12 protein-coding genes and 1 pseudogene are annotated in these 23486 nt (G+C 56.9%); 8 read left to right on the top strand and 5 right to left on the bottom strand.

Annotated elements, in window-relative coordinates:
- Positions 1-175: 175 nt before the first annotated feature.
- Both AC3WK5_RS09215 and pyk read right to left on the bottom strand, forming a co-directional pair.
- Complete coding sequence (locus AC3WK5_RS09215; protein WP_103315044.1) at positions 176-1474, bottom strand: hypothetical protein; 1299 nt, start codon at positions 1472-1474, stop codon at positions 176-178.
- Between the two features lie 255 nt (positions 1475-1729).
- A complete protein-coding gene (gene pyk / locus AC3WK5_RS09210; RefSeq protein WP_054593742.1) occupies positions 1730-3181 on the bottom strand; it encodes a pyruvate kinase in 1452 nt (483 codons plus the stop codon).
- A 244-nt stretch (positions 3182-3425) separates the two neighbouring features.
- Here pyk and AC3WK5_RS09205 point away from each other — a divergent pair, with 244 nt between their 5' ends.
- The 4 genes from AC3WK5_RS09205 to AC3WK5_RS09190 all read left to right on the top strand — a co-directional run bounded on the left by AC3WK5_RS09205 (position 3426) and on the right by AC3WK5_RS09190 (position 5706).
- Complete coding sequence (locus tag AC3WK5_RS09205; protein ID WP_103315043.1) at positions 3426-3728, top strand: hypothetical protein; 303 nt, start codon at positions 3426-3428, stop codon at positions 3726-3728.
- Between the two features lie 127 nt (positions 3729-3855).
- On the top strand, positions 3856-4230 hold the full coding sequence (locus AC3WK5_RS09200; protein ID WP_103315042.1) for a tetratricopeptide repeat protein: 375 nt from the start codon (positions 3856-3858) through the stop codon (positions 4228-4230).
- 418 nt (positions 4231-4648) lie between these two features.
- Positions 4649-5008: a pilus assembly protein PilZ gene (locus AC3WK5_RS09195; protein ID WP_103315108.1), complete on the top strand. Its 360-nt coding sequence runs from the start codon at positions 4649-4651 to the stop codon at positions 5006-5008.
- Between the two features lie 251 nt (positions 5009-5259).
- The gene (locus tag AC3WK5_RS09190) at positions 5260-5706 is read left to right on the top strand and encodes a hypothetical protein (protein ID WP_103315041.1); all 447 of its coding nucleotides are present in this window, start codon (positions 5260-5262) and stop codon (positions 5704-5706) included.
- Between the two features lie 78 nt (positions 5707-5784).
- Here AC3WK5_RS09190 and AC3WK5_RS09185 read toward each other — a convergent pair.
- Both AC3WK5_RS09185 and AC3WK5_RS09180 read right to left on the bottom strand, forming a co-directional pair.
- Positions 5785-5955: pseudogene (locus tag AC3WK5_RS09185) on the bottom strand (DUF6124 family protein); the annotation flags it as partial.
- A gap of 12 nt (positions 5956-5967) precedes the next feature.
- On the bottom strand, positions 5968-6174 hold the full coding sequence (locus AC3WK5_RS09180; protein WP_371919116.1) for a hypothetical protein: 207 nt from the start codon (positions 6172-6174) through the stop codon (positions 5968-5970).
- A gap of 466 nt (positions 6175-6640) precedes the next feature.
- On the opposite strand from AC3WK5_RS09180, the gene AC3WK5_RS09175 reads away from it, so the two are divergent.
- From AC3WK5_RS09175 to AC3WK5_RS09160, 4 genes are all read left to right on the top strand, one after another.
- A complete protein-coding gene (locus tag AC3WK5_RS09175) occupies positions 6641-9184 on the top strand; it encodes an Ig-like domain-containing protein (protein ID WP_103315039.1) in 2544 nt (847 codons plus the stop codon).
- Between the two features lie 339 nt (positions 9185-9523).
- Complete coding sequence (locus AC3WK5_RS09170) at positions 9524-12982, top strand: Tc toxin subunit A (protein WP_256585118.1); 3459 nt, start codon at positions 9524-9526, stop codon at positions 12980-12982.
- A 59-nt stretch (positions 12983-13041) separates the two neighbouring features.
- The gene (locus tag AC3WK5_RS09165; protein WP_103315037.1) at positions 13042-17160 is read left to right on the top strand and encodes a Tc toxin subunit A-related protein; all 4119 of its coding nucleotides are present in this window, start codon (positions 13042-13044) and stop codon (positions 17158-17160) included.
- 60 nt (positions 17161-17220) lie between these two features.
- Positions 17221-21915 (top strand): hypothetical protein, encoded by a 4695-nt coding sequence (locus AC3WK5_RS09160; protein WP_103315036.1) that lies wholly within the window; start codon positions 17221-17223, stop codon positions 21913-21915.
- 31 nt (positions 21916-21946) lie between these two features.
- On the opposite strand, the gene AC3WK5_RS09155 is transcribed toward AC3WK5_RS09160, so the two are convergent.
- Complete coding sequence (locus tag AC3WK5_RS09155) at positions 21947-23278, bottom strand: DUF58 domain-containing protein (protein ID WP_103315035.1); 1332 nt, start codon at positions 23276-23278, stop codon at positions 21947-21949.
- Between the last annotated feature and the right edge of the window lie 208 nt (positions 23279-23486).

Below are 23486 nucleotides of genomic sequence, written 5' to 3'. Positions count from 1 at the left end.
GATCCGGTTCTGTAGCAGCTGTCGAGCCTGCGAGGCGGCGTTCGGCTGCGAAGCAGTCGTAAAATCAGGCAACGCATTCTTACCAGAAAGCCGCGTATGCAGGATTTGCGAGGACTTCGTTCGAACGCCGCCTCGCAGGCTCGACAGCTACTACGGGGGCGGTTCTGCACTGTATTCAACGTGAGGCTGCGGGGTTCAGGAAGCGGGCAATTAGCGCAGCGTAGCTGGCGCCGCTCCCCCAATCGCCCAGGACCAGCACGTTCCCGTCTTTTTGTAAGGTCATGGTGTTTGCGACCGTGTAATGGTCTTCGAATCGGGTGGAGCTCCAGCCTTTACCGTGGCCAAAGTCGGTATCCAGTTTGCCGTTAATCAGGTAACGAGCCACCACGAATGAGGGAGAGCCGTCTGCTGATACCAGCCTCCCGGACGCGATAATGTTCCCATTGGTCAACCCGACACCAAAATACATGACACCGCTTTCGAACGTCTGAAACAGTACCTTTGCGTCATTGAATCCTGGTTCAAATTCACCTTTATCATTGAGGCAAACCAGCACGCCCCGCGTCGGAGACGACACCCAACCGGCTGCAAGAACAGCGTCTTCGGAATACTGGACGAGCTTTTCGAGCGAGGGACCGGGATTCTCGACCAGTTTGAAACCGTTGTCGGCGAAGGTGCGGTCGAAAGAGCCATCCTCATTCACACGAGCCACCATGCCATGACCTGCCAGTGTTCCGCACACGGTGATTTTTCCGTTATGCACCAAAATGTCCTTGATGGTGCTATTGCCCCAGTACTGATTGGTAACGGCGACATAACCGGTTTTGTTGAAGGCGGTGTCAAACGAGCCGTCATCATTGAGGCGGATCAGTAACGCCACCGTGGCAATCCAGATCGGCATGTACACTTCCATGACCACATAGATTTTCCCATCCGCCACCGTGCAAGGCCCTGAGGCGTCCATGCTGGCGGTCGTCTGCGGTGTAAAACCCAGCCCAAGGTCTTTGGCAAGGTTTTCAGGCTGTTTGACCGTCAGCAGGCCTTTCACGCCAAAACGCTCATCCACACGCCCGTCGATATGAAGGCGAGCGAGCACAACTTCACCTCTTTTCGTATCGATACCGGACAGCAGGATTCTGGGTTCACCCCCGACGGTGAGAAAAAGGATCTGGCGCAGGTGGGTGTCTTGCATCGGGCCAAAACGTAAGACTACATATCCGTCCTTGCCGAACTCCGTATCTAAAGTGCCATTTTTGTGCAGGCAAGCGATACCTAGCTTGTGGATGATGTCAATGCCTTCGGCGTCGACACTGCCGCCGACATAGATCTCGCCGTCGGGGCCTTCGGCAATACATTCGCCTGAAGTATCTCGTGCATCGGGAAAACGCAGAATGACTTTACCGTCTTTGTCTTCACCAAATTCCGGGTCGAGATCACCCGCGGCGCGAGCGGTCAGTGCTGTGTATTGGCTCATCGTTCTATTCCTTTAATTGGAGTGAGTTATCCGTCAAGGGCTGCCAATGACGAGCCGCATCAGCCAAGCGCGAGAAAGCCTTGATGACAGCGATAGCAGCGGTGGACGGAATCGATTAAAGGGGGTGAACGGAAGGGCGTCTACTGTCAGATCTGACAGGTGAGAAACGCTTAAATCGTCTATCTGATTATTTTTAAACGAAAAAAAGCCCCGCCATTCACATGGCGGGGCTTTTGCGTTTCAGCGCTCTTTTACTCAGACCATCTTGTCGCCAACGTGCAGGATCTTCATGCCGTTGGTGCCACCGATGGTGTGGTAGCTGTCGCCCTTGGTCAGGATGACCCAGTCGCCTTTCTCGACCACACCGAGTTTGAGCAACTCGTCGATCGCAGCCTGGCTGACTTGCTCGGGCGGCAACGATGCCGGGTCGAACGGTACGGTGTAGACGCCACGGAACATGGCCGCGCGGGCCTGGGTTTCGCGGTGCGGGGAGAACGCGTAGATCGGCACCGAAGAACGAATGCGCGACATGATCAGCGGCGTGTAGCCACTTTCGGTCAAGGCGATGATCGCCTTCACGCCCGGGAAGTGGTTGGCGGTGTACATGGCGGCCAGGGCAATACTCTGGTCGCAGCTTTCGAACACTTTACCGATGCGGTGGCTGGAGGTTTTGCTGGTCGGGTGCTTTTCAGCGCCGATGCAAATCCGTGCCATGGCCTGGACCGCTTCGAGCGGGTATTGGCCGGCGGCGCTTTCTGCCGAGAGCATTACGGCGTCGGTGTAGTCGAGTACGGCGTTGGCTACGTCGGACACTTCAGCGCGGGTCGGCATCGGGTTCAGGATCATCGACTCCATCATCTGGGTCGCGACGATCACCGCTTTATTGTGGCGGCGTGCGTGCAGGATGATCTTCTTCTGAATACCCACCAGCTCGGCGTCGCCGATTTCCACGCCCAAGTCACCACGGGCGACCATCACGGCGTCCGAGGCTTTGATCAGGCCATCGAGGGTTTCGTCATCGGCCACGGCTTCAGCGCGCTCGATCTTCGCCACCAGCCAGGCAGTACCGCCGGCTTCGTCGCGCAGTTGGCGGGCGTATTCCATGTCGGCGGCATCACGCGGGAAGGACACGGCGAGGTAGTCGACTTCCATTTCGGCGGCGAGCTTGATGTCGGCCTTGTCTTTTTCAGTCAGGGCCGGAGCCGTCAGGCCGCCACCGCGACGGTTGATGCCTTTGTGGTCCGACAGCGGGCCGCCGATGGTCACGGTGCAATGCAGTTCGGTGGCGGTGGCGGTATCAACGCGCATCACCACGCGACCGTCGTCGAGCAGCAGCTCGTCGCCCACGCCGCAGTCCTTCACCAGGTCCGGGTAGTCGATGCCGACCACTTGCTGGTTGCCTTCGGTCAACGGATGGCTGGTGGAGAAGGTGAATTGATCACCGATCTTCAGCTCGATCTTCTTGTTGGCGAATTTGGCGATACGGATTTTCGGGCCTTGCAGGTCACCCAGCAGGGCAACGAAGCGCCCGTGCTTGGCAGCGAGGTCACGCACCAGCTTGGCGCGAGCCTTGTGCTCGTCGGGGGTGCCGTGGGAAAAGTTCAAGCGGGCAACGTCCAGGCCAGCCAGAATCAGCTGTTCGAGAACTTCCGGCGAGTTACTGGCCGGGCCAAGGGTAGCGACGATTTTGGTACGACGGACGGACATGCAAAGACTCCTGAGTTCAAGCGCTGGGTGAGGCTACTATGGTCCGATGCTGTAGTCATTGTTCGTTTGCACTACTTTTCATTTGTTTCTTTAAACGAACATTCCTGAAAATTTTCGGATCCGTTCATTGATAAGCACCTGCCGTTTGTCGGCGCTGTTAGTTTTAACAGGTAGGCAGGCATTAGGGGGGGGGTTGAATGCTCTGGAGGCTCGTCAAAAGGTGACGAGTCAAGGAGATGACAACATGACCACGGACACCCAGGTACTGATTATTCCGGTAATCGTGCAACCGGTAGAGGGCGCAACAGAGCAAAACAAGGTCAAGGTATCGGGCACCGCTTCTAAAACTGAAAAAGGCGACGTTGTTGAAATCGCAGAAGCAGGGAGCGGCCATTTGCTTTTGAGACGCGAGGTGTCAGCGGACGGTCATTGGTCAGGTACGTTGGGCGAAGATCTGCCCAAGGGTGTGCATATGATTACTGCACGCCTGATCCGTGGCACCGGCACCGGCCCTTGGTCACCGGCTCGAACATTTAAGGTCGACTGACCAGGATGTTGTCGTTCATTAAAAAGCCCACTGAGCCTTGGCGGCTCAGTGGGCTTTTTTCGCTTGATCCGGTGATTGAAGATTTTCACCAACGGGTCGATACAGAGCACAAGACAGGAGAACCCCCATGCGATTCGTGCTCATTGCCGCCCTTGCCCTCAGTGCCACGGGCTGCACCCGTTGGTCGATGGACCATCATTTGAACAACGCCTACCGCGCTTATGACCGAGGCAATTGCGAGGACGCGATGCTCGAATTGTCCCAGGTCGATCGCAACAGCCGGGCGCGGCGCTATATACAGCCGGAAGTGTCGATGCTGCGCGGCCAGTGCCTGGAACGTCAGAAGCTCTATGTCGATGCGGCCCAGACTTACCAGTTCATCATCGCCCAGTACCCGGACAACGAGTACGCGTACCGTGCCCGCGCGCGGCTGGAAACCTTGCAGTCGCTGGGTTGGTACCCACCGCGCAGCAGCGCCAAAAGTATGCCCGCGCCTCTGTAATGGTATGTGCCTGATCCCCGTCAGCCAAGAGACAAGCGTGCCGAACGCAAAACCTGTGGCGAGGGAGCTTGCTCCCGCGGGTCGGTCCGCGCTCGGGCGAAGCGACCCTGAAATCAGCCACCGCGAATATTCAGATGGAACGCGATTACCGGATTACGACCGCTTCGCGGTCGAGCGGGAGCAAGCTCCCTCGCCACAATTGATCACCCGTCGATAGATATTCGTTAACTGACGAGCATCAGGGTGTGTGTGCCCGCCTTGAGCTAATCTTCGATTAGCGTGTTTTAGAATGTTCAACCTAAACCATGTTGATACCTGTGACCGGCAACGGAATCGGGGAGAGCGCTCCTGTCTGTCAGGCACGTTCCGAAGTATCAGTACGACCCTGCTCAAGGGGCTTTCCAAAGTGATAAACAGCCTGTTCACTGACCGTCGGATCGAGCGGCATCAACTGCCGTGTTTTCTGCGAGTGTTCAACAGTGTCACCGACAAGCCTGTCGGCTTTATCGGCAATGTCACGGATGATAGCCTGATGCTCATTTGCCCGTTGCCGATGATGGTCGGCGCAGCGTTTGACCTGCGCTTGAAAATCCCGGCCAGCGAAGGAGCCTTGCAGGTCATCGACCTGCGTGCCCGTTGCCTGTGGTGTCGTGAAGACGCCACTCCCCACCACTACGACGCCGGTTTCGAGGTGCAACGCGCACCGGCTGAATACGGGCAACTGGTGAGTGCCTTGCACCAGTACTTCAGCTTTTACCCGATGCCGGCTTCGGTCTGATGCAGCAAAAGATCGCCTGCGACTGGATCCCCAGCATGAGCTTCTCCGAACGTTGGACGACACAAGAAGTGTTGCCAGGATCGGAGGCATGTTATTTCGAAAACAGCATTCTGGTTAATCAATTGGCGATAAAAAATCTGTTTTTATACCTGCCATAAGTGACAGTATTCGCGCCCGTTTTTTTTGTTTAGTTTTGGATTGACGCCGTTACGAGGTCATCTGAAGTTTACTGAATGAAAGGGAGCACTATCATGAACACCAGAGTCGAAGGTTTGTCGCAAGAAGCCAAGCTCTTGCAGACATACACCTGTGATCTACCAGATCCACCTGGGAGGTTTTCTGGAGAAAAATTCATTTGTGGAAAACAGTCGGATGGCAATTTTTACGTGTATGCCAGACAAGGCCATTCATTAGGCGAGAGTGAGGTAAGCATCGTGTTACCTCCGGATGTGAAGACGAAACGTTACGTTGTTGGTACCGAAGCAACCGCCACGTATATGCTTACAAGACCAGATGGCACCTATTTACTCCAGATGGGTGTATCAGGTTGGGTCGCCATCATAGTGAGTGCAGATGGAACGCGTGTGGAAGGCACGTTCCAATTTACTACGTATACAGGCAAAAGAATTCAAAACGGCTCATTCGACTTGGTGGTGGCAACTAAGTCCGGGGCGCACCCACCACTTGCTCTGGATTGAGTATTACCACCAATGCCTCTATCCACAGAGGCATTGGACTTGATCGATGAAGGCTGCGATCTTTTGCCGTTCAACGCGTTACAGCTGAAGCCCGTACTCGATCGGCTGGATCGGGTACTCGTTGTCCAGCGCCTTCTCCACCAACAACAACCCGTGCTCGGTCAGCTGATGGATCGCCAGCGCCAGGTTGCGGTGCTTGTCTTCCAGGTCGTCGGACAGGTCGAGGATCAATGTGCTCACCGAGCAGAAGGTCTCGTAGGTTTAGGCCATCAAGGCTTCGTTGTTGATGTCGGGGAGCACCGCGAAGAACTTCAGTGAGCGCCGTTCATAGTCGCGCGGGTTGCCGGTGCCGGGTTTGAGGTAGTGGTCCAGCGCCTTGTGGGCGGCGGCGTGGAGCTTTTTCGAGTCGGGGGAATCGTAGGGGGAAACGTTGTCGTATTCAGGGGGATTAGGCGTGGCTTTGAACATTCTGTTGTTTCCTTGAGTGGGGCTGCCACCGACTCGCGACTAAACGAGGGGTGGCGGCTGAACGCAGGTTAGTCGACCGGGAGGAAACACGAAAAACCGGCGCGCCCGAGGGCGCCCTGCGCACAGCCACCATAACGTTCAGGGATAGGGAATACCTGACCATCTGGAGCGCAGTGCACCTACGTGTAACCTCCGAGCGACTAAACCCGATCGCTGATGGGCAGCGATAGGACTCACGTTAGCCGTGGCGAACAAGGTGCACAAGCCGGCGGATTCTGGCGGATGTGTAGGCTGCGGCGCAAGGAGGTGTAGCCGCTGACTGAGGGGATGAGAACACGGGGGGAAGGCAAGGAGATCAACTATACCGTTCGTCTGAACTGTCAGTTTTTACAGGTAGCTAGTCGCGGGCCTTGGTTGTAAAAATCGACGGTATGCCACTAACGCTTCTCCTGCTAGCGAGCCTGCTATGGAAGATGACCCGAAATATGAGCTTCAAGTGCCCCTTGAAAATGCCAAGGAGCCTTTTCGCATCGACCAACCGTATCAAGGGCAGGCAGTCGAGGCCGACCCCTTCGTCGTGAAAGGGGGGACAATCATTCCTGTAGCTGTCCATGTATTTAAAGTAAACCCTGATAAGAGTGAGATTCCTCTAGGGTTTACCTTTCCTGCACTTACTCCTGGAGGGCCTTGGGCTCTGTCGACTTTCGTTCCCCTCGGACGGCATACCATCGTTGCAAGGAGTTATGGGATAGACGGTACTACCGCTGACACTCTTCCGGTCTCTTTTAACAAATTGGGGGTTCTTGTTCCTGCCCCTCTCATTGAACCTGTTGGGTCTTGGACAGAAGATCAATTGCCAGTGATTTCAGGCACGATTCCAGCGGGTGCTCCAGTAGTCTTTACTCAGGTAATCATCCATCCAGATCGTGAGCCCGAGCAGCCCCTTTGCACTGCCCACGTGAATCTTGAAAGACGTTGGCGGGAGTCTGCTAACCGGAAGCTGACGCCGGGTGTTCACTCAATTGTTGCGACTCAGTACTGGGCTGGCGAAAAAATATCACTATCGTCCAATTCGATGATTTTCCACATACGCCCGCGCAAGCTGCAAGTCACGGTCAAATCACTGCCGGATAACAAAGTCAAGTTCTCGGGAGGAGGGTACGGGGGAGCCGAGGTTGTCCTGACCGTGGTCGATGGACCGGGTGGGAAGACGTTGACGGCGACCGTGGGCGATACGAGTCAGTGGGCGGTAGAGGCGACGAACTGGGAGGCAGGCCGGTACACGCTGTCTGCCGTGCAGCGCGTTTCCGATAACGCCGGTGGCTGGATTCCATCGGATCACGTTGAGTTTGACTTTGACTGGGTACGACCTCCCCCCGCCCCTCCGACAGATCTGAAGCATACGCAGGAGTACACGCCGACTTTTTCCGGCAAAGGTGTGAACGGGGCTACGGTTGAAGTCACCGATAAGAATGGCGGCAGTGTCGCTCCAGATACCAAGGTCTTCGGATTGGAGTGGTCAATGAAGGCTTCACTACTCTGGGGCCCGACCCTTGGGCGTCAGGTCCGGGTTAGACAAGAATTGGATGGTCTGTGGTCCACGAAGGTCGATCTGACAGTCACCATCCGTCCCTTGGCACCCGTCATCACGAGTATTGTCGACAATGAGTTATCGCCGGACATCACCGGTACCTGCTGGGCCGGGGCCGGGGTCAATCTTGTCTACAGCGACGCCCCCTCCACTGTGCATAATCCTTTCGTCACGAACGACACCTGGACCTTTCAACGCACCATTCCCTTTGCCCACGATGTCACTCATACAGTCACCGTGAGCCAGACGGTCGACTCGCAAACGTCGGAATCGGCGAGCAAGATGTTCACTATTCCGCTCCCCAAACTGGACATCACATCACCTGAGCCAGGTAAAGACGAAGAGGTTGGCCGTGACCTGATCGTTAAAGGTAACAACGGGGTGAAGTGCGCCACGGTGAAGATCCGGGACGCTCAATACAGCTCAATATTGGGTTCCAGTCTTCTAACCAAAGACGGCCCTTGGTCAGTGTGTCTTGATGAGCCACTGGCGTTTCGTCGATACAGCATTGACGCGACGCAGAGCAATAGTGTGCGGGAGTCGGAGCGTAGTGAGGAGTGCACGTTCACGGTGGTGCTGTTGCCGCCAATGATCGAGGTGCCGCAGCCAGGAGACGATCTACCGCGCACCTCGATCATTTCAGGCCAAGGCATGCCCGGTGCCCGGGTCTCGGTATGGCGCCAAGACAATCCGGTGCCTGTGCTTAGCGAAATTCCCGTTGACGAATCCGGTCACTGGGAGGGCTCGGTGGTGTTGTTTTCGGTCGGCAAAATAGTCATTTGGGCCATGCAAACCTTTGAGCAGCAGACGTCAAAAGACAGCCCCCCGCTGATCTGTAACGTGGTGCCGAATGTGCCGTTCATGGAAACCCCGGCCCCTGACGAACTCGTACAGAACGAGGTGGTGTGTTCCGGGTTTGGTTTTACGGGCGATACGGTCACGGTGGCGCTCGCCGATGCTCTGCAAACGGATCTGGGGCAAGTCCAGGTTCTTGCTGATCGGAGCTGGTCGATGCGGATCACGCTCGACTGCCCGGGAGGTGATCACCTGTTGATTGCCGTGCAATCGCGCGATGGCTTTGCTTCTGCCCCGTCACCTGAACGGCTGATTCGCTTGGGCGCTTATCAGCCACTGATCAATGTACCGGCAGAGGGCCGCAGGGTCGCTGATCCGGTGGTATTTGGCGGGAAAGGCCTGGCCGGTGTGGGTAAATTGGTTGACTGGTCCAACCCCGATCAGACGCTGGTTGACGGCATCGAGATCGCTGAGACGGATTGGAGGGCTACGGCTCAAGTGAAGCTGAGGCCGGGGGGTAATTGGGTCTGCTTTCAGCAACGCCTTGCGGGTGGAACGGGGTTATCACGCCGGGCCGAAAGTTCGCGCTTCGAGGTTGAATCGCCGAAGCCTTCGTCTGAGTAACAGCCTTCAGGGCTTCCGACGAGCGGTCAGCGTTACTGTCAGTTATGACAGTAGACGCAGGCTTCGCTCTGGCGCCAAATTCAACCAGTGAATTGAACCCGGCGACGCCCTCACCAGGGTGTTCAGCGTCCTGTCATCCGTACAAGGAGTGTCATCATGGCTGCCTCACAGAATCCCCCCCTTCGGCAGATCTACCGCGAAGTGTTCAGTGAGAAACAGCGCAAGGATAATGGTTCGCTGAGCCAATACATCGAACAGGATGGATCGGTTTTCCCTCTGGTGGCAAAGGGTGTGGAAGGTCTGGTGCGTGACTTCGGCTTGAACCCGGGTGACGCGCAAATGTTTTTGCGGCGTGCCAATGCCTTGGCAATTTATGTGCGACGGCAGTTTATCGAGCAGGAGTTGACCAGCGATAAAACAGACCCCATGAGACCGATGAGCGGGCTTTTATCATTGGTGACGGGACCCAGTTTTGAAAAACTCTTTTATCCCCCCTTTGATAGGTTATGCCCGCCTGATGCCCTGGAGTCGGTGACTTCGCCGGTCGCGTATCTGATTGAGCTGCTGATGTGGATCAGAGACAAAATCGAACCTCGTGGTGATAAAGAAAAAATACCACTCATGGAGCGGCGCACGGATCTACTGCCGTTGCCCATCGATCACAAGGCGGTGCATCAACCGGTGTCATCGGTGGACATTATCGTCCGGGTGCTGGAAGCGTTTATCAATGCCCACGGTCAGGCGGGCAGTGATATCGATGATGCCCTGCGCGAGGCCCGTTATCCCAACGGGTTGCCCCATTGCCAGGACTGGAAGACGATCGATTTTGTCGCCCGGCACCATGACCTGTCGGTAGGAGCTGTGGCCCGTGTGGTCGATCGGTCCTTTCCGTACTTTCTGCAACTCAATGCCCAAGGCTGTGAGGGGGAGCGGGCCTTGCTCCATGCATCTCGGTTGGGGCCTTATCAGCGGGCGTTGTTGACTGAGGAGCCCTTTCTCGGAGGTGCTCCAGAGGTTTTGAATGCCTTTTATCAACTGAACTTTGGAACCTCTCCAATCGAGAGGTTGAATATGTATCAGGTACGTTTTTTCTGTGAAAGAACAAAACTCGAAACCCTGGAGGTTGAGGCGCTGCTATCGATTCAAAGCTTCGCTCCTGTGCGGTCTACCAATGTTCCTCTGAAAGGTGGCGAGGAGTTGCCTCCCAGCGGAGCACAGTCAGGTTCGGTCTATCTCAATGCGGGTATAACACCTGCTGTCAGAATTGAGTTCAGAAGAACAAATGAAGCTCTTCACCGATTGATAGATAGCAGCCACACCCGATTCGACCGAATGAACCGCAAGCTGCGCCTGGACAACTGGCTAGGTCTGCCCAGCGAGCAAGTGGATTGCCTGCTGATGGCGGCAATCAATGCCAATGTGACCCCTTGGGTGCTTGAGCCCGAGTGCTGGATATCAGAAAACACCCTGCAGGCCATCGGCCTGTTTCAAGAGTTACGCGAGCGTTATGGCTGTACCGCCGAGGACTTCGCGGTGTTTATCTACGTGCTGTCGATTTTCGGTCGTGGCGAAGTGCTGTCGCAGTTCGATCGCATTTTTAATGCTTCGGTGCATTTCCCCAAGCCGCTGCAACTCGATGGCCACGAGTTTCCGGTGTTTCCGGTGCCGGGCGAGGACGCGTTAACCGTCAATCAACTCTGCAGTGGCCTGAAGATTGACCTGCATACCTACCGTCACCTGGCACAGGCAATTGCCCATGCCCATGGTCGCGAGGACACGCTGATCTGCGACCTGGCAACCCTCTCAAGCTTTTACCGCATGGTGAAACTGCCCCGAATGTTGGGCATCAGTCCGGTCGAGGGCATTCTGTTGCTCATTATTCTGGGGGGCGACAGTTGGCTCAAGGCGTTGGCCGGCGTGCCCGAGCTCAAGTCGAACAAACACGAAGGCGTACCGGATGCTCTGAACATCATCCAGGCCATGGAGGCCTGTGTTCGCTGGTGCAATGAGCGTGAGCTGTCGGTGCTCTGGATGCTGCAACACGCTTCACCGGTTGTGGTATCGGCCGTATCGTCGAATGAGCAGGAGTTGTTCGAACAGCTGCGAAGTCTGCTGTCTGCGGCCCTGTTTTCCGAAACTGCATTACTGATGGCCGGTGTCCCGCCGCTGGCGGGCGGTGCGAGCTGGCTGGATTTACTGACCGCTCTGGTCGACAGCAACGGGTTGGTTCAAGTGCTGTCGGAGGCGATTGAACTCGATTACCTGACCTTTGCCCGCGAGAGGCTCGATGAGGCGGTGAAAATCGGCATTGGCGAAGGCGATAAAGAGTCGCGTGCGCTGATCGTCGAAAAAATGCTCGGCGTATTGCTGCAAGCCAGGGCAGGCCAGGTGTCGGTGATCAAGGAGTGCCTGGCGGTCTATGCCGGTCTGAAGTCCGAGCTGGTATTAACGGTACTCACCTGGGCAGGCGGGACGGTTTATCAGGTGCTCAAGTCTGCGCTCGAAGGTGCAAGGCACGATGACGGCGCCGCAAGTGGACGTCGGCGGCAACAAGCAGACGAAGCTGATCCGCTGCTCGAACTATTGGCCGATGTGCAGCGCCGCAGTGCGGTGGTGGTGAAGCTGGACCTTAGCGTCGAACTGCTGGAGGACTACCTGGCCTACGGCTATATAACGTGGCTGAGCCGCGACAACAAACATGAGTTCACGCTGAGTACCCTTTATTACTTGACGGTGCTCAACCAGGCCTTTGCGTTGGGTCAGCAGCCACCGGAAAAACTGCTTGATTACCTGCGTCAGGTCAACGCACTACCTGAGCCTCTCTCTGACGATGCCCTGGCGCTGGCCCGAGAGACTGCGGCGATCAGGCTGGCGATTTTTTTCGCCTGGAGCGTCCAGGAAGTGCGTGAGTGCGCAAAACGGGTCGATCCGGAAAAGATGCTGATCAAGAACCTCGCGCAGTTGGATCTGTTGATCCGCGTCCGTGAGCTGTCAGCCCGTAGTGGCATGGATGCCCAGACGATTTTCCTGATGGGCATGCTCCCGGCAGAAATCGACAAACCGGCTTACGCACTGGCTGCCGAACATGCACTGCTCAGCCTGAATACCTCGCCCGCGCCGTTGATCCCCAATGAAGATGAAGCCCTGGAACACATGGTCACGCTCACTAGCGAGGTGGATCGTACGGTGCTGGTGGCCAATAAGCCGGGGGAAAAAGCCACCTTCAAAGTGACCATCAAGAACCATGCAGGCAAGGGTTTGAGCGGGGTCAATGTGTACTGGCAGACCTCACTGGGCAGCATCAAGCAGACCGCTACCTGGACAGATGGAGTGGCGACCGCCGAGTTTATACCGGACAAGGTCATGGGCACGGCAACGCCACGCTTCTGGCTGGACCTGTATGAGGAACAGACAGCGCCGCATGTAGTGATCGGTGCTGATAGAACCACGATGAGCTTTCCGGGACAGCTCAAGTCCAAGGTGCCGGATGGGGTTGTGAAGGCTGGTGCGGAAGTCGAGTTGTATGCCGCGATGCAGGACCGTTATGGCAATCGGGGTATTGGCATGCCAGTGAGGTGGAGCAGTGATGTCGAGGCTAATCCCGGGACGACGATACCTTCGTTGTTTATCCGGCCAGCTGAGGGTGTAACCAATCAGGAGGGGATCACACGAGTCTTCGTCTCCAGTCCCACCGGCGGGACATTCGAGCTCGGCGTTACCAGCCGGGACGGTTCTGTAACAGCTTTTTTTGACGCTATTACCTTCGCCGCTCCTCCTTCCGTTGAAGCAGAAGCTTGACGGTCAGGTGCCCTCTGCACCGCCGTGTACAACTTGGTGAGACCTCAGGAGCAAGGGTTATGGAAAACAGCAAGATCGCCGGGCTGCTCGAACAGCGTCGTACGGCATTGCTTGAGTATTGCATCGGGCAGGTGAGAAAGGGCTCAGCTCCTGCTGACGATAAGTTCTACTTCCTGAGAACACCGGCGGACCTGCTTGAACTCCTGCGCATGGATCCGCTGGACAGCTACTCGGTGCAAAGTTCCTGGGTCGCCCAAGCCATCAGTTGTGCCCAGCAATTCATCCATGCGGCGTATCGCAAGCTGGAACCGGGGTATTCAGATTGCGAGTTCGATAGACGGGATTTGCAAATCTGGGAACTCTACAACAACTACCCGGATTGGGCGGCGTTGATGATGATCGCCCTGTACCCGGAAAATTTCATCACCCCCTATGTACGTCGGCGCAAGACCAACCTGTTCAAAACCCTTGAGAACAATCTGAACCAGACGCACCTGAGCACTGACTCCGTGCAGGTGGCATTGCAGGAGTACCTGCAAGAGTTCGAGCAGATCTGCAACCTGGATGTCATCAGCTGCTATATGGACGGCACCTCGCTCACACAGTCCCTTACACCCACGAAAGCAGATTATTACTTGGTTGCCCGGCAGCGGATTCAGCCTTTTCAGTATTTCTGGCGCAAGGCCGAGGTTGAACTGACGTCCAGTAGCCGGGCTATCAACCCGGCCGCGTGGCGTGAGTGGCAGCCACTCGAGATTCCAGTCGGGGATAAGGTGCTGGATATACGGCTGGTGTTCTGGGGCGGACGTTTGTGTGTGGTGTGGGGCGAGTGGCGTGAAGGCATTGCAGCGAGTGTGGACTTCCTTCCTCCCGTGCTTCCCAAGTTGGAGATCAAGTTGGCGTTCATGGCTCAGAACGGTCATTGGTCAGCACCGTTTTTATTGCACAGCGAGGATCAGAATACCGACGTCTCGCTCGGCAGCCGTTTGATCGCGACGGTGTTGGTTGATGAGCAGCATCCCAAAGGCAAGTTGGGGGTGTTGTTGACCAACCGTAACCGCAAGGGTGAAACACCTCCAGTGGTCCCCATCGATGTTTATCGGACGCGAGATGTATTGTTTCGCAGCATTGACGACGGTACGGGCTGGCTGGATGCAGTGGCCGATTATCGTTTTCTGACGCCTGAAACCGTGCAGCATCCAATATTGCCAGGCAGTCGACCGGACGTTACCGAGTCTCTCGAGCTCGCCGGTACGTTGACCAATTATTACTCCCTGGAGGCTATGGTATTTCGCGGGTTCGATACCGACAGCAAGCCTCTGGACGTTCTGTTTGTTCGTGGTGTCTGCGCTGCGAAAACGGGTCTTGGCGGGCTCGCCGATGGACGCTTCGATTTGAGCTTTCTTAATCCAGTAGGTGACGACCCCGAGTCGATCACTGGCAGTTATTCCGATGCAGGTGGCTGGACCACCGAATGGATGCTAATTGAGCGTCCGGCTGGTGGTTTTGTCGGCAATTTCGAGTTTTCTTTTGGGGGGAGCACCCCAACACAAAGTTATGGGCGCAACAAGTACAAGGTTGTAAAGGTGGTTGCGAATGCTGCTTTTATCCCTCCGTCTCTGGACAAGACCAACGCTCAGGGCGCGCAATTTCTCACGCTCAACCTGCCTGAACCGTACCTCAAGCAGGTGCGTCTGAACTCGTTGATTGGTCCCGATCTGGTGCAGCGCGCCAATATTTCGGTCGATGCCGTGCTGGATTGGGAAACTCAGCATCTGAAAGAACCGGGCCCGGCCGCAGGTCCCATTGACGAGCCGAACGGACCGTTCGATGGCGCCAACGGGCTGTTCTTCTGGGAACTGTTTTTCCACCTGCCGCACCTGGTGGCGTCACGGTTGAACGCTGAAAACCGTTTTCTGGAGGCGCAGCAATGGCTGCATTACCTGTTCGATCCTCAGGCCCCGGTAGATTCTACAACCGACCCGCACAAACCCCTTTACTGGCGCTGCCGCCCCTTGACGGGGCCCGGCAACCCGGGTTGGGAAGCCGAGGCGGCTACCGACCCGGATGCGATCGGTTATTCGGAACCCAGGCATTTTCGGATTGTGGCGTTCACCGAGTATGTAAAAAACCTGATCGCCTGGGGTGACTGGTATTACCGCCAACTTACCCGTGACAGTCTGGTAGCGGCGAGGTTGTGTTATGTGCAGGCCGAGTTTTTGATGGGTAAGCCCCCTACGGGGAGAACCGTCAACCGTTGGACGACGAAAACCGTCGGCCAGTTATTGGCTGATACCTCTTCCCGACCTGCGCTGGAAGCGTTCGAGAAAAAACTCGCGTTCACTCTGGCGGATGTGCCAGCCAAGGCCGAGGTGGCACCCATGCTGGGCATGCTCGGAATCAAAGGTTTTGAATTACCGATCAATGAGCCGTTGTTCGAACTGTTCGACTTGTCCGGCACGCGCCTGAGTAACCTGCGCAACAACCTCACGATCGATGGTAAAACGCTGGATATTCCGCTCTTCAGCCCGCCGACGGACCCCAAACGGTTGCTGCAGGATCTGGCGGCTGGCGGCGCTGGTTCGCCACGGCCAATGGGCGGGCAGGTGCAAGTCGTGGGGTTCCGTTGGCGGGTCATGTTCGAAGCCGCGCTGCGGGCGGTGCAGACGTTGCAGGATTATGGCAATCAGATACTGCGCCTGCTCGAACAGCGTGATCGGGCTGCAATGGAAACGTTGCGGCACAGTCATCTGTTGGACCTGGGGGCGTACGCCCAGACCTTGCAGGAGCAAATCATCGAGCAGATGACAGCGAGCGTGGCCGCGTTGACGCAGAGCAAGGCGATGGCGACTGAGCGTGCTGTTGCGTATGAGGCAAAGGTTGTAAGCAATGTGAGTGCTGCGGAATATGAGGTGATGGATGCCCTGTTGTTGGCGAAAATCTTCAACGGTGTGGGTACAGGGTTCAAGGCGGCGGGAGCAGTCGCTAAAACAGTCGTCCCGAATAAAGCCGGTACGTCATACGGTGTGGCGAACCCCGGGGGGATGCTCGAAGGGATTGGTAGCGCTTTCGATACTGTTGCCGCTGTGCATTCCCTGCAAGCCGAGCGAACCGCCACCAACGAAACCTACCGCCGTCGTCGCGGCGAATGGGAACTGCAAGGTCAACAGGCACGGGCTGAAGAGCGCGCACTCACCGAGCAAATCACCGCGCAAAATCATGCCGTCGAAGCCGCCAGGGCCAACCTGCGGCAAACCCTGCGGGCCAATGCCCACGCGCTGACGCTCTACACCTTCATCAAAAAACGCGCGACCAACGCCGAGCTGTTCGGCTGGCTGCTGGGCCAACTCAAGGCCCTGCATTATCAGGCCCATGACGCCGTCGTCAGTTTGTGCAGGAGTGCGCAGGCCTCGTTGAGCTTTGAGACCGGAGACTACGATTCGCAGATTCTCCTGCCACAGGTCTGGCAGGACGAGCATCACGGTCTTACGGCGGGTGAACATCTGCGGGTGCACCTGTTGCGCATGGAGCATGAATACTTGCATCGCCATGAGCGACGATTGGAGCTGGTCAAGACGATTTCCCTGCGGCAATTGTTCAATGACAAGGATGTGGATCCGCAAGAAGGTTTTAAAAGCTGGGAGGACGCGCTGGCGGAGCTGCAACGCACTGGCACGCTGGATTTCAAACTCACGCAGTTGCTCTTCGATCGCGACCACCCGGGCCACTACTGCCGGCAGATCGGCAGGTTGGACGTCGATATCCCCGCGCTGATAGGGCCTCACGAAAATATCAAAGCTACGTTGTTGCAGGTCAGCAGTATCACCGCCACCAAGGCCTCGACCCGTTCGGTGGAGTACCTGCATAACCTCGAAAAGATAGCTCCGGCGGATGTGCGGTTCAACCTGCGCAGTGGCCAGAAAATAGCTTTGTCGGTGGGCATTGGTGACACCGGCATGATCACGGTGAAATCCGATGAAGGTTTGCTCAACCCCTTTGAATGCACCGGGGCAGTCTCGCGCTGGACACTGCACTTCCCGTGGCCACTCAAGGAGCCGCAACAATCCATGTTGGCCTCGCTGACCGACATCATCCTGCGCGTTCATTACACCGCCAAGGTGGGCGACCCGACATTCACCCGAAAAGTCGAAGACCTGGTCAATCGTGTCGATTGGTAGATGGCGGATCGAACACTGATACACAGCGGCTAAACCAAACAGGGACAGGAGTTGGCAGTCATGAGTGAACCGGTCATCCAGGCCAATGCGAGCCTGGTAGTCAATGGTGATTTTCGCGAAGGGTATTCTCCCTGGGAAAAAGGTCCGATCAATCCACTCTGGGCCAATCGCGTAACAGTCAGCTATCAGGGTGAAGACGTTTATTGTCTGACGGTCGGGAATGAAGCGTCGGTCAGTCAGATTATCGAGGTGCCGAAGGACCTTCGCGCTGATGCTAGTTACGTCATCAACTTTCTCTGCGAGTCGTGGCATGACAAAGCCGGCAGGCTGGAAATCAGCATTGAAGGGAGTTCGGAGCCTGCACAGGTGATCACACTTCCTCCAGGCAATAACCAGGCGAACAAGGCGCATCGTGCTGATGGGCAACTGTTGGCATTCGAGCCTGTCGAGTACGAGGTCGAGCTGACGCTGCCGCTCAAACAAAACGACAAGGTTCGTGTCAGCGTATTCAGCCCAAAAAACCAGGACGGTGAGTATTCGAAGATCATCTTCATCACCCGGATCAACGTCCATCTGCATCTGGGGGAATTAAAGTTGCAGGAGGTGACGTTTGACTGCATGCCACAGTCGCCAGATCGTCTGTTGTACCTGTGTCTGGGGGCAACCGGGGATTCGCCGCACAGCCTTGGTTTTGTGCCTGTCGAAAATAACCCCTGGCTGGACACCCATGCCTCTCTGATCAGCGACGACAACCCACAAGGCGCGGTGGTCACGACGCCGGCTCTGGGTGTTGATCATCCGCTCGATAAACTGTGGTCGCTCGACTGCCCTGTGATCGAGGATGCTGACGCGCCCTATGAGTTTTGGTTCAACCTGCTGAGCAAATACACCGCCGAGGCTTACCCGATCAAGGCTTCGCTTGGGCATCATCGACTCAAGTTCGATGGGGTACAGGACGCGGATTACTACCCGGTTTTCGAGTACGAGCAAAGTGTTCAGCTGGGCGTTCGGGTGGTGTCGTATTACACCGGTGATCCGCTTGCCGGGCGGGCAGTGACCTGGATACTCGACGGGCAAAAACCGGGGGGCACGGTCCTCACTGAAGACAATGGCTGGGCTTATTATGACTATGAGCCGACGGGCGCTGGTCAGTACGTCATCAAGGCGTCGGTGGAGAGCCTGTACTACGCCAGCGCAGTGATCACTCAATCGTTTGACGTTCAGGTGCTGGCGACCGATCCCTGGAAGGAGGTCATGGCGGTCGTCGACGGTAAGGAAACCCTTTGGGCCGAGAAGACCGGTTACCCCAATCGCGGCACTGAATACCCGGTGAGCCTGAAGCTGCCTGATGACAGTCCGTTACTGGGTACTCAGCTGTGGCTGATGTGGGAAGGCGATTCGCCTGCCGAATTGGGGGTGGCGGTGAGTCCTGGACTCAAGGAGCCGGTGCCGGTCACCGTCGACGAGCTGATCTGGTGGCTGACCTGCGATGATCGTCTCGACGGCAAATTCGAACTGCTGCTGGGCTGCTCGAAGCTGTTGCTACCTTCGCGTAAAAAACCAATGTCGCTGGCGCGCAATGTGGTCGAGATCGGCGAGGTGCGAACGTTTAACACGTCCCCGGTGGTGGACGAGGAGGGCCGAGTGCTGTTGATGGTGCAGGTGTTGCACGTCCTTGCCAGCGGCCTCGGTGATCCGGTGATCAATGCACTGGTTGAGTGGCTGGGACCAAACGGCACGGTTTCTACCGTCACGGGGGCCGGTGGTTGGGCCAGTGTACTGGACACACCGGAAAGTGCGGATCCTTACAGCATCACCGTACAGGTCCGGGCACATGCGGACATGCCGCCGATTGAGCGTCAGTTTGAGGTGACGCCACAGGCAACCAGTTCCTGGCGTGGTAAAGCCGAGTTTGATCTGGATGGCGTGCCAGTGGATTTGGCCACCGTTGGCATCGCCTGCCTGCGGGGGGAGTCGCCTACCTTTCGCATGACGCCGACGGCCGGGAGTCCGCTAAAAGATAAACCCATGACCTTGACCTGGCGTGCTGCCGATCCAGGCCTGGGGCTGACGATCGGGGCGCCGACCGCCACGCCGGAAGGAGGCTGGGAATGGCGGTTGAGCTCTGTGTTCGGTTCCAGCCGCAGCGGGTTGTTCGAGTTGTCGCTCAAGAGCGACGCGTTGCCTGAAACACGGGGGTTGTCCGGGCGTTTGCTGTCCAGCGAGTTGGCAGATGAAGCGAGTGCGCGGCTTGATCAGGTGTCGGCAAAGGAGGATGGGACATTTTTCCCGTGTCTGGGGGCTGTTCATCGTTACAACTTCTTGCCCAATGCCCTGAGCCCGCTGATCGGGCTGGATGTCATGCTGACATGGTCGGGCACGCCGGCCGACGAGCTGGATGCAAGCGTGGAACCACCGTTGGGTCTACATCAGGTTATCAGCGCCGGAGGGGCGCCCCGGGTGTTGAACTTCACCGCCAGTCAGGAAAATGGTGAGTTTTCTCTGGCGCTGCAACTGCCTCAGCTCAAGCTGACGTCCACGGCCAATGTGATGTTCCTGGGGCATAACAACCTTCGGATCGAGAAGTGGCATGAAGCCGCTGTCGACCCGGTAGCAGAGCAGGACAATGCCTGGATGTGGGCCAGGGTGATTTCCGTTTACACCCGGCAACCGGTAGAGCATGTACCGGTCTTGTGGACTGCTGATAATTCCCCGCTTGCGGTAGATACCGATGAGAAGGGCTGGTCCGGTTATCCCTTCAAACCGAAGGTCGCTCAGCGGTATGACGTCGAAGCACGGGTTCACAGTTTTTTTAACGGCTATGAGGACCATGTGCCCATGACGGTCAAGGCTCTGGCGAGTGATCCGTGGAAGGAGGTCAGGGTTCGCTTTGATCGACAACCTCACCAGCCTTGGGGCGCAAAAACGTATTTCCCACGCCGCAAGGGCGAACACCGTATCGAACTGGAGGTGGACGCGGACAGCGTGCTGCGAGATCAAGAGGTGACGCTTGGATTGACCGGGACTGGCCCCACCGCTCTTGGTCTGAGCTTTTCGCCGGTAGCGCTTGGAGTGCCAAAGAGGTTTATCGACGGGAAATTAAGCTACACGCTCAAATGTGATGATCTGACGGACGGGAGCTTCGCGCTGCGCCTGGCGGCGTCGAGGCTGCAAAACCTGTCACCGGCCAATGCCATGTCGTTGGGGACAGATTCGCAGGTGCTGAAAATCATCGTCAACAACCGCGTTCATCAAACGCTCGATTGGGAACAGGAGCTTGTTGAACAGATCACGGTGGTTTCTGCCATCAGTGGCAAAGCCATGGTGGATTGGGCCGTGACCTGGCGTAGCCACGATCTGGCAGAGGTGGTAACCCGGACTGACTTTTATGGTGTGGCCAGGATCCGATTCACGCCGAAAACCACGGGGGCCGGTCAGCTGACGGCAACGGTGGGGGATAAGGATTACTCGGAGACGGTTTTGTTGCCGTTTACCTTGAGTGAACCGCGCAAGCTCAGTGAACTCATTGAGGTCAGCAACGTTGACAAGGGGACTGGTCAGGAATCAGAGGCTCGCGCGCAGGCGACAGTTGTTTCTAGCCGAACAGGAGAGCCGCTGGAAGGCGTCGAGGTCATGTGGGACTTTTCGGGTCAAGCGTTGCCGTCCTCAGTCACCGACAAGGACGGCATTGCAACGTTGAGCTTCGCGCTGACTGCGGGAGGTAACGGAGTGCTGATGGCTACGGTCAGAGGCGGTGTGGGTGGCTGGGACACGGCACAGCTGCTGTATGGCGGTCTGGTCCCGGTGATCGAGTCGTTGATCAGTTCTGAGCTGAGTATTCAGCTGGGGCAAGAAACAGATGCTGTGGTGACAGTGGTTTCCCGGGGTGACGGTCAGCCTGTTGAGGGGATAAGAGTCTGGTGGGCGTTCCCGGGATTGACCTTGCCGCCAACCGCCACCGAGGAGGATGGAACATCGCGGATAACTTTCAAACCGACGGAGGCGGGGGAGCATCCGCTGACGGCGACGGTTGGTTTTGGTGCCAGCAAGTCGTTGGTTTTCACTGTTGTGAAACTTTACGAAATAACCGAGATAAAGGTGTCCAGTTCGCTGGTACTTCTTGGCTCGGACTTGACCGCCGATGCTCATGTAGAAGGTGTGCCGCAGGGGACCGAGGTGCTCTGGAAATTTACCGGGATGCCGGATAGCACGTCTTCAACCGATGCCGAGGGATGGGCAACTCGCACGTTTACAGCGACGCAGATTCCGGACGGCAACTTTGCGAACGTGAGCGCTACGGTGCATGTGGGGACTGATGTCGAATCGACGTTATCGAATGATGTCTGGGTCAATAAAAACAGTGAAAATCCTGCGCTAGGAAGCACTGAGCTATGGGTGAACACGACGCTTGTTATTTTTCCGTTAGTGGCCTCGGGAAAGGTGAGTCAAAATAAAGACATCACAATCCGATTAAAACTACTTGATGGCTCCAGACTACGTGGCCAGAAGCTTGCTATTTATTGCACTCGTAACGATGTGCAATTCGAACCGAGAGTTGGAGATCTCCGTGCTATCGAGACAGAGCTTTCGTGGGTGATGAACGTCGGGGCACTGCCTGAGTCATCATTTAGAATTGCCATATCCTCACCTGTTTTTGATGGATCTACAGGCATACGTTTCACCGTCACAGCATCAGCTGCCGATTCTGATGAAGTGAGCATTGAGTACGATGAGCCCACTCAAGGTAACCCGTAACAGGACTGCGGTGTGGTTGGTTGATTGGGGTTCAAAGAGCCCCGGCTTTTTTCCAGCTCAAATACCGCGTCACCAACTCCGCGCCCAGTTCACTGGGCCGCACATCCAGCACCGGCACTCCATGAGCGCTCAACCGCTCATGGAGTTCGGCCCGGGCATTCAAATAATCCACCGTGCCGCAGTAAGCCAGGGCTTCATCCAGGGTTTGCACGGGTGACTGCCGTACCTGATCGAGTATTCCTTCGCGCAAACTCGCCACTAACACCCGATGTTGGCGGCCGATGCGTTTGACCGTGCTGAGCAATTCGTCATCGTCTTCATCGCGCAGGTTGGTGATCAGCACCACCAGCGCCCGACGTTTTTGACGGGCCAGCAATTGGCTGGCGGCAGCCTGGTAGTCGGCCGGGCGTTGACTGCTGTCCAGGTCGTAGACGCTATTGAGCAATACGTTGAGCTGCCCCGTGCCTTTGACCGGTGCGAGGTAGCGTGGTTGATCGCCCGCGAAGGTGCAAAGACCCACGGCATCGCCCTGACGTAACGCCACGTAGCTGAGCAGCAGGCAGGCATTGAGCGCATGGTCGAAATGCGCCAGTTCACCGTCCAGGCTGCGCATGTGGCGGCCGCAGTCGAGCAGGAAGATGATTTGCTGGTCGCGCTCGTCCTGGTACTCACGGGCAATCGGTGTGCGTTGGCGGGCGGTGGCTTTCCAGTCGATCTGGCGCAGGCTGTCGCCTTCGCGAAATTCGCGCAGTTGATGAAACTCCAGACCCAACCCGCGACGTTGCCGCTGGCGCACGCCGAGCTGGCTCAGCCAGTTGTCGACGGCCAGCAATTGCGCACCGTACAGACGGGCGAAATCCGGGTAGACGCGGGTGCTGTCGGTGACGTTCAGGTAGCGCCGGGCGGACCATAAACCGAAGGGGCTGGGCAGGTTGATTTCGCAGCGCTCGAAGCTGAAATGGCCACGCCGCAGAGGGCGCAGGCGATAACTGATCAGGCTGTGCTGGCCCGGTTGCAGTTCGACCGATTGCGGCAGGTGTTCGAAGCTCAGGCCGTCGGGGACGTGATCGTACAGTTGCACGTTCAGCGGCTGAGAATAGTCGTGCGCAATCTCCACATGGACGTCACTCCAGCGCCCGAGCGCGAGGCTACCGGGCATCTGACGATTTACGCCGGGCGACGGCAGGCGCAGCAGCCGGACGGCATCAAGTAGCGCCAGCACTGGAAGCGCCAGCAGCAAACCCCAGTTGATCGACAGCAGGCTCGGTGCAACGCTGAAGCCCAGCGCCCTTAATGTACCGAGCACGATGCTCAGGCCTAGCAGGGCGGCCAGCCAGATCAGCAAGAGGCGAGTGGGTTTCATGGTGTGGCGACTCTTCGGTAAAGACGACGCTCATCGATCAGGAATACAGCCATTGTGGCGAGCGGGCTTGCCCGCGTTCGGCTGCGAAGCAGTCGTAAAACCGAGAGACGCGTATTACCTGACATTATTCGATGGCCTGTTTTGGGGCCGCTTCGCAGCCCAACGGGGGCAAGCCCCCTCGCCACAGGGGAGCCCGTCTGCAGGAGGG

The organism is Pseudomonas sp. FW306-02-D09B (genome assembly GCF_058782685.1).
Note: the sequence above shows the minus strand (reverse complement) of the source record. Positions and strands in the feature narration are given on the sequence as shown.

Excerpts from the sequence above, each read along its gene's own strand:
- AC3WK5_RS09215 (WP_103315044.1), bottom strand. The coding sequence starts at position 1,474 with ATGAGCCAATACACAGCACTGACCGCTCGCGCCGCGGGTGATCTCGAC.
- AC3WK5_RS09155 (WP_103315035.1), bottom strand. The coding sequence starts at position 23,278 with ATGAAACCCACTCGCCTCTTGCTGATCTGGCTGGCCGCCCTGCTAGGC.
- AC3WK5_RS09160 (WP_103315036.1), top strand. The coding sequence starts at position 17,221 with ATGAGTGAACCGGTCATCCAGGCCAATGCGAGCCTGGTAGTCAATGGT.
- AC3WK5_RS09175 (WP_103315039.1), top strand. The coding sequence starts at position 6,641 with ATGGAAGATGACCCGAAATATGAGCTTCAAGTGCCCCTTGAAAATGCC.
- AC3WK5_RS09170 (WP_256585118.1), top strand. The coding sequence starts at position 9,524 with ATGTTTTTGCGGCGTGCCAATGCCTTGGCAATTTATGTGCGACGGCAG.
- AC3WK5_RS09190 (WP_103315041.1), top strand. The coding sequence starts at position 5,260 with ATGAACACCAGAGTCGAAGGTTTGTCGCAAGAAGCCAAGCTCTTGCAG.
- AC3WK5_RS09180 (WP_371919116.1), bottom strand. The coding sequence starts at position 6,174 with ATGTTCAAAGCCACGCCTAATCCCCCTGAATACGACAACGTTTCCCCC.
- pyk (WP_054593742.1), bottom strand. The coding sequence starts at position 3,181 with ATGTCCGTCCGTCGTACCAAAATCGTCGCTACCCTTGGCCCGGCCAGT.
- AC3WK5_RS09165 (WP_103315037.1), top strand. The coding sequence starts at position 13,042 with ATGGAAAACAGCAAGATCGCCGGGCTGCTCGAACAGCGTCGTACGGCA.
- AC3WK5_RS09200 (WP_103315042.1), top strand. The coding sequence starts at position 3,856 with ATGCGATTCGTGCTCATTGCCGCCCTTGCCCTCAGTGCCACGGGCTGC.
- AC3WK5_RS09205 (WP_103315043.1), top strand. The coding sequence starts at position 3,426 with ATGACCACGGACACCCAGGTACTGATTATTCCGGTAATCGTGCAACCG.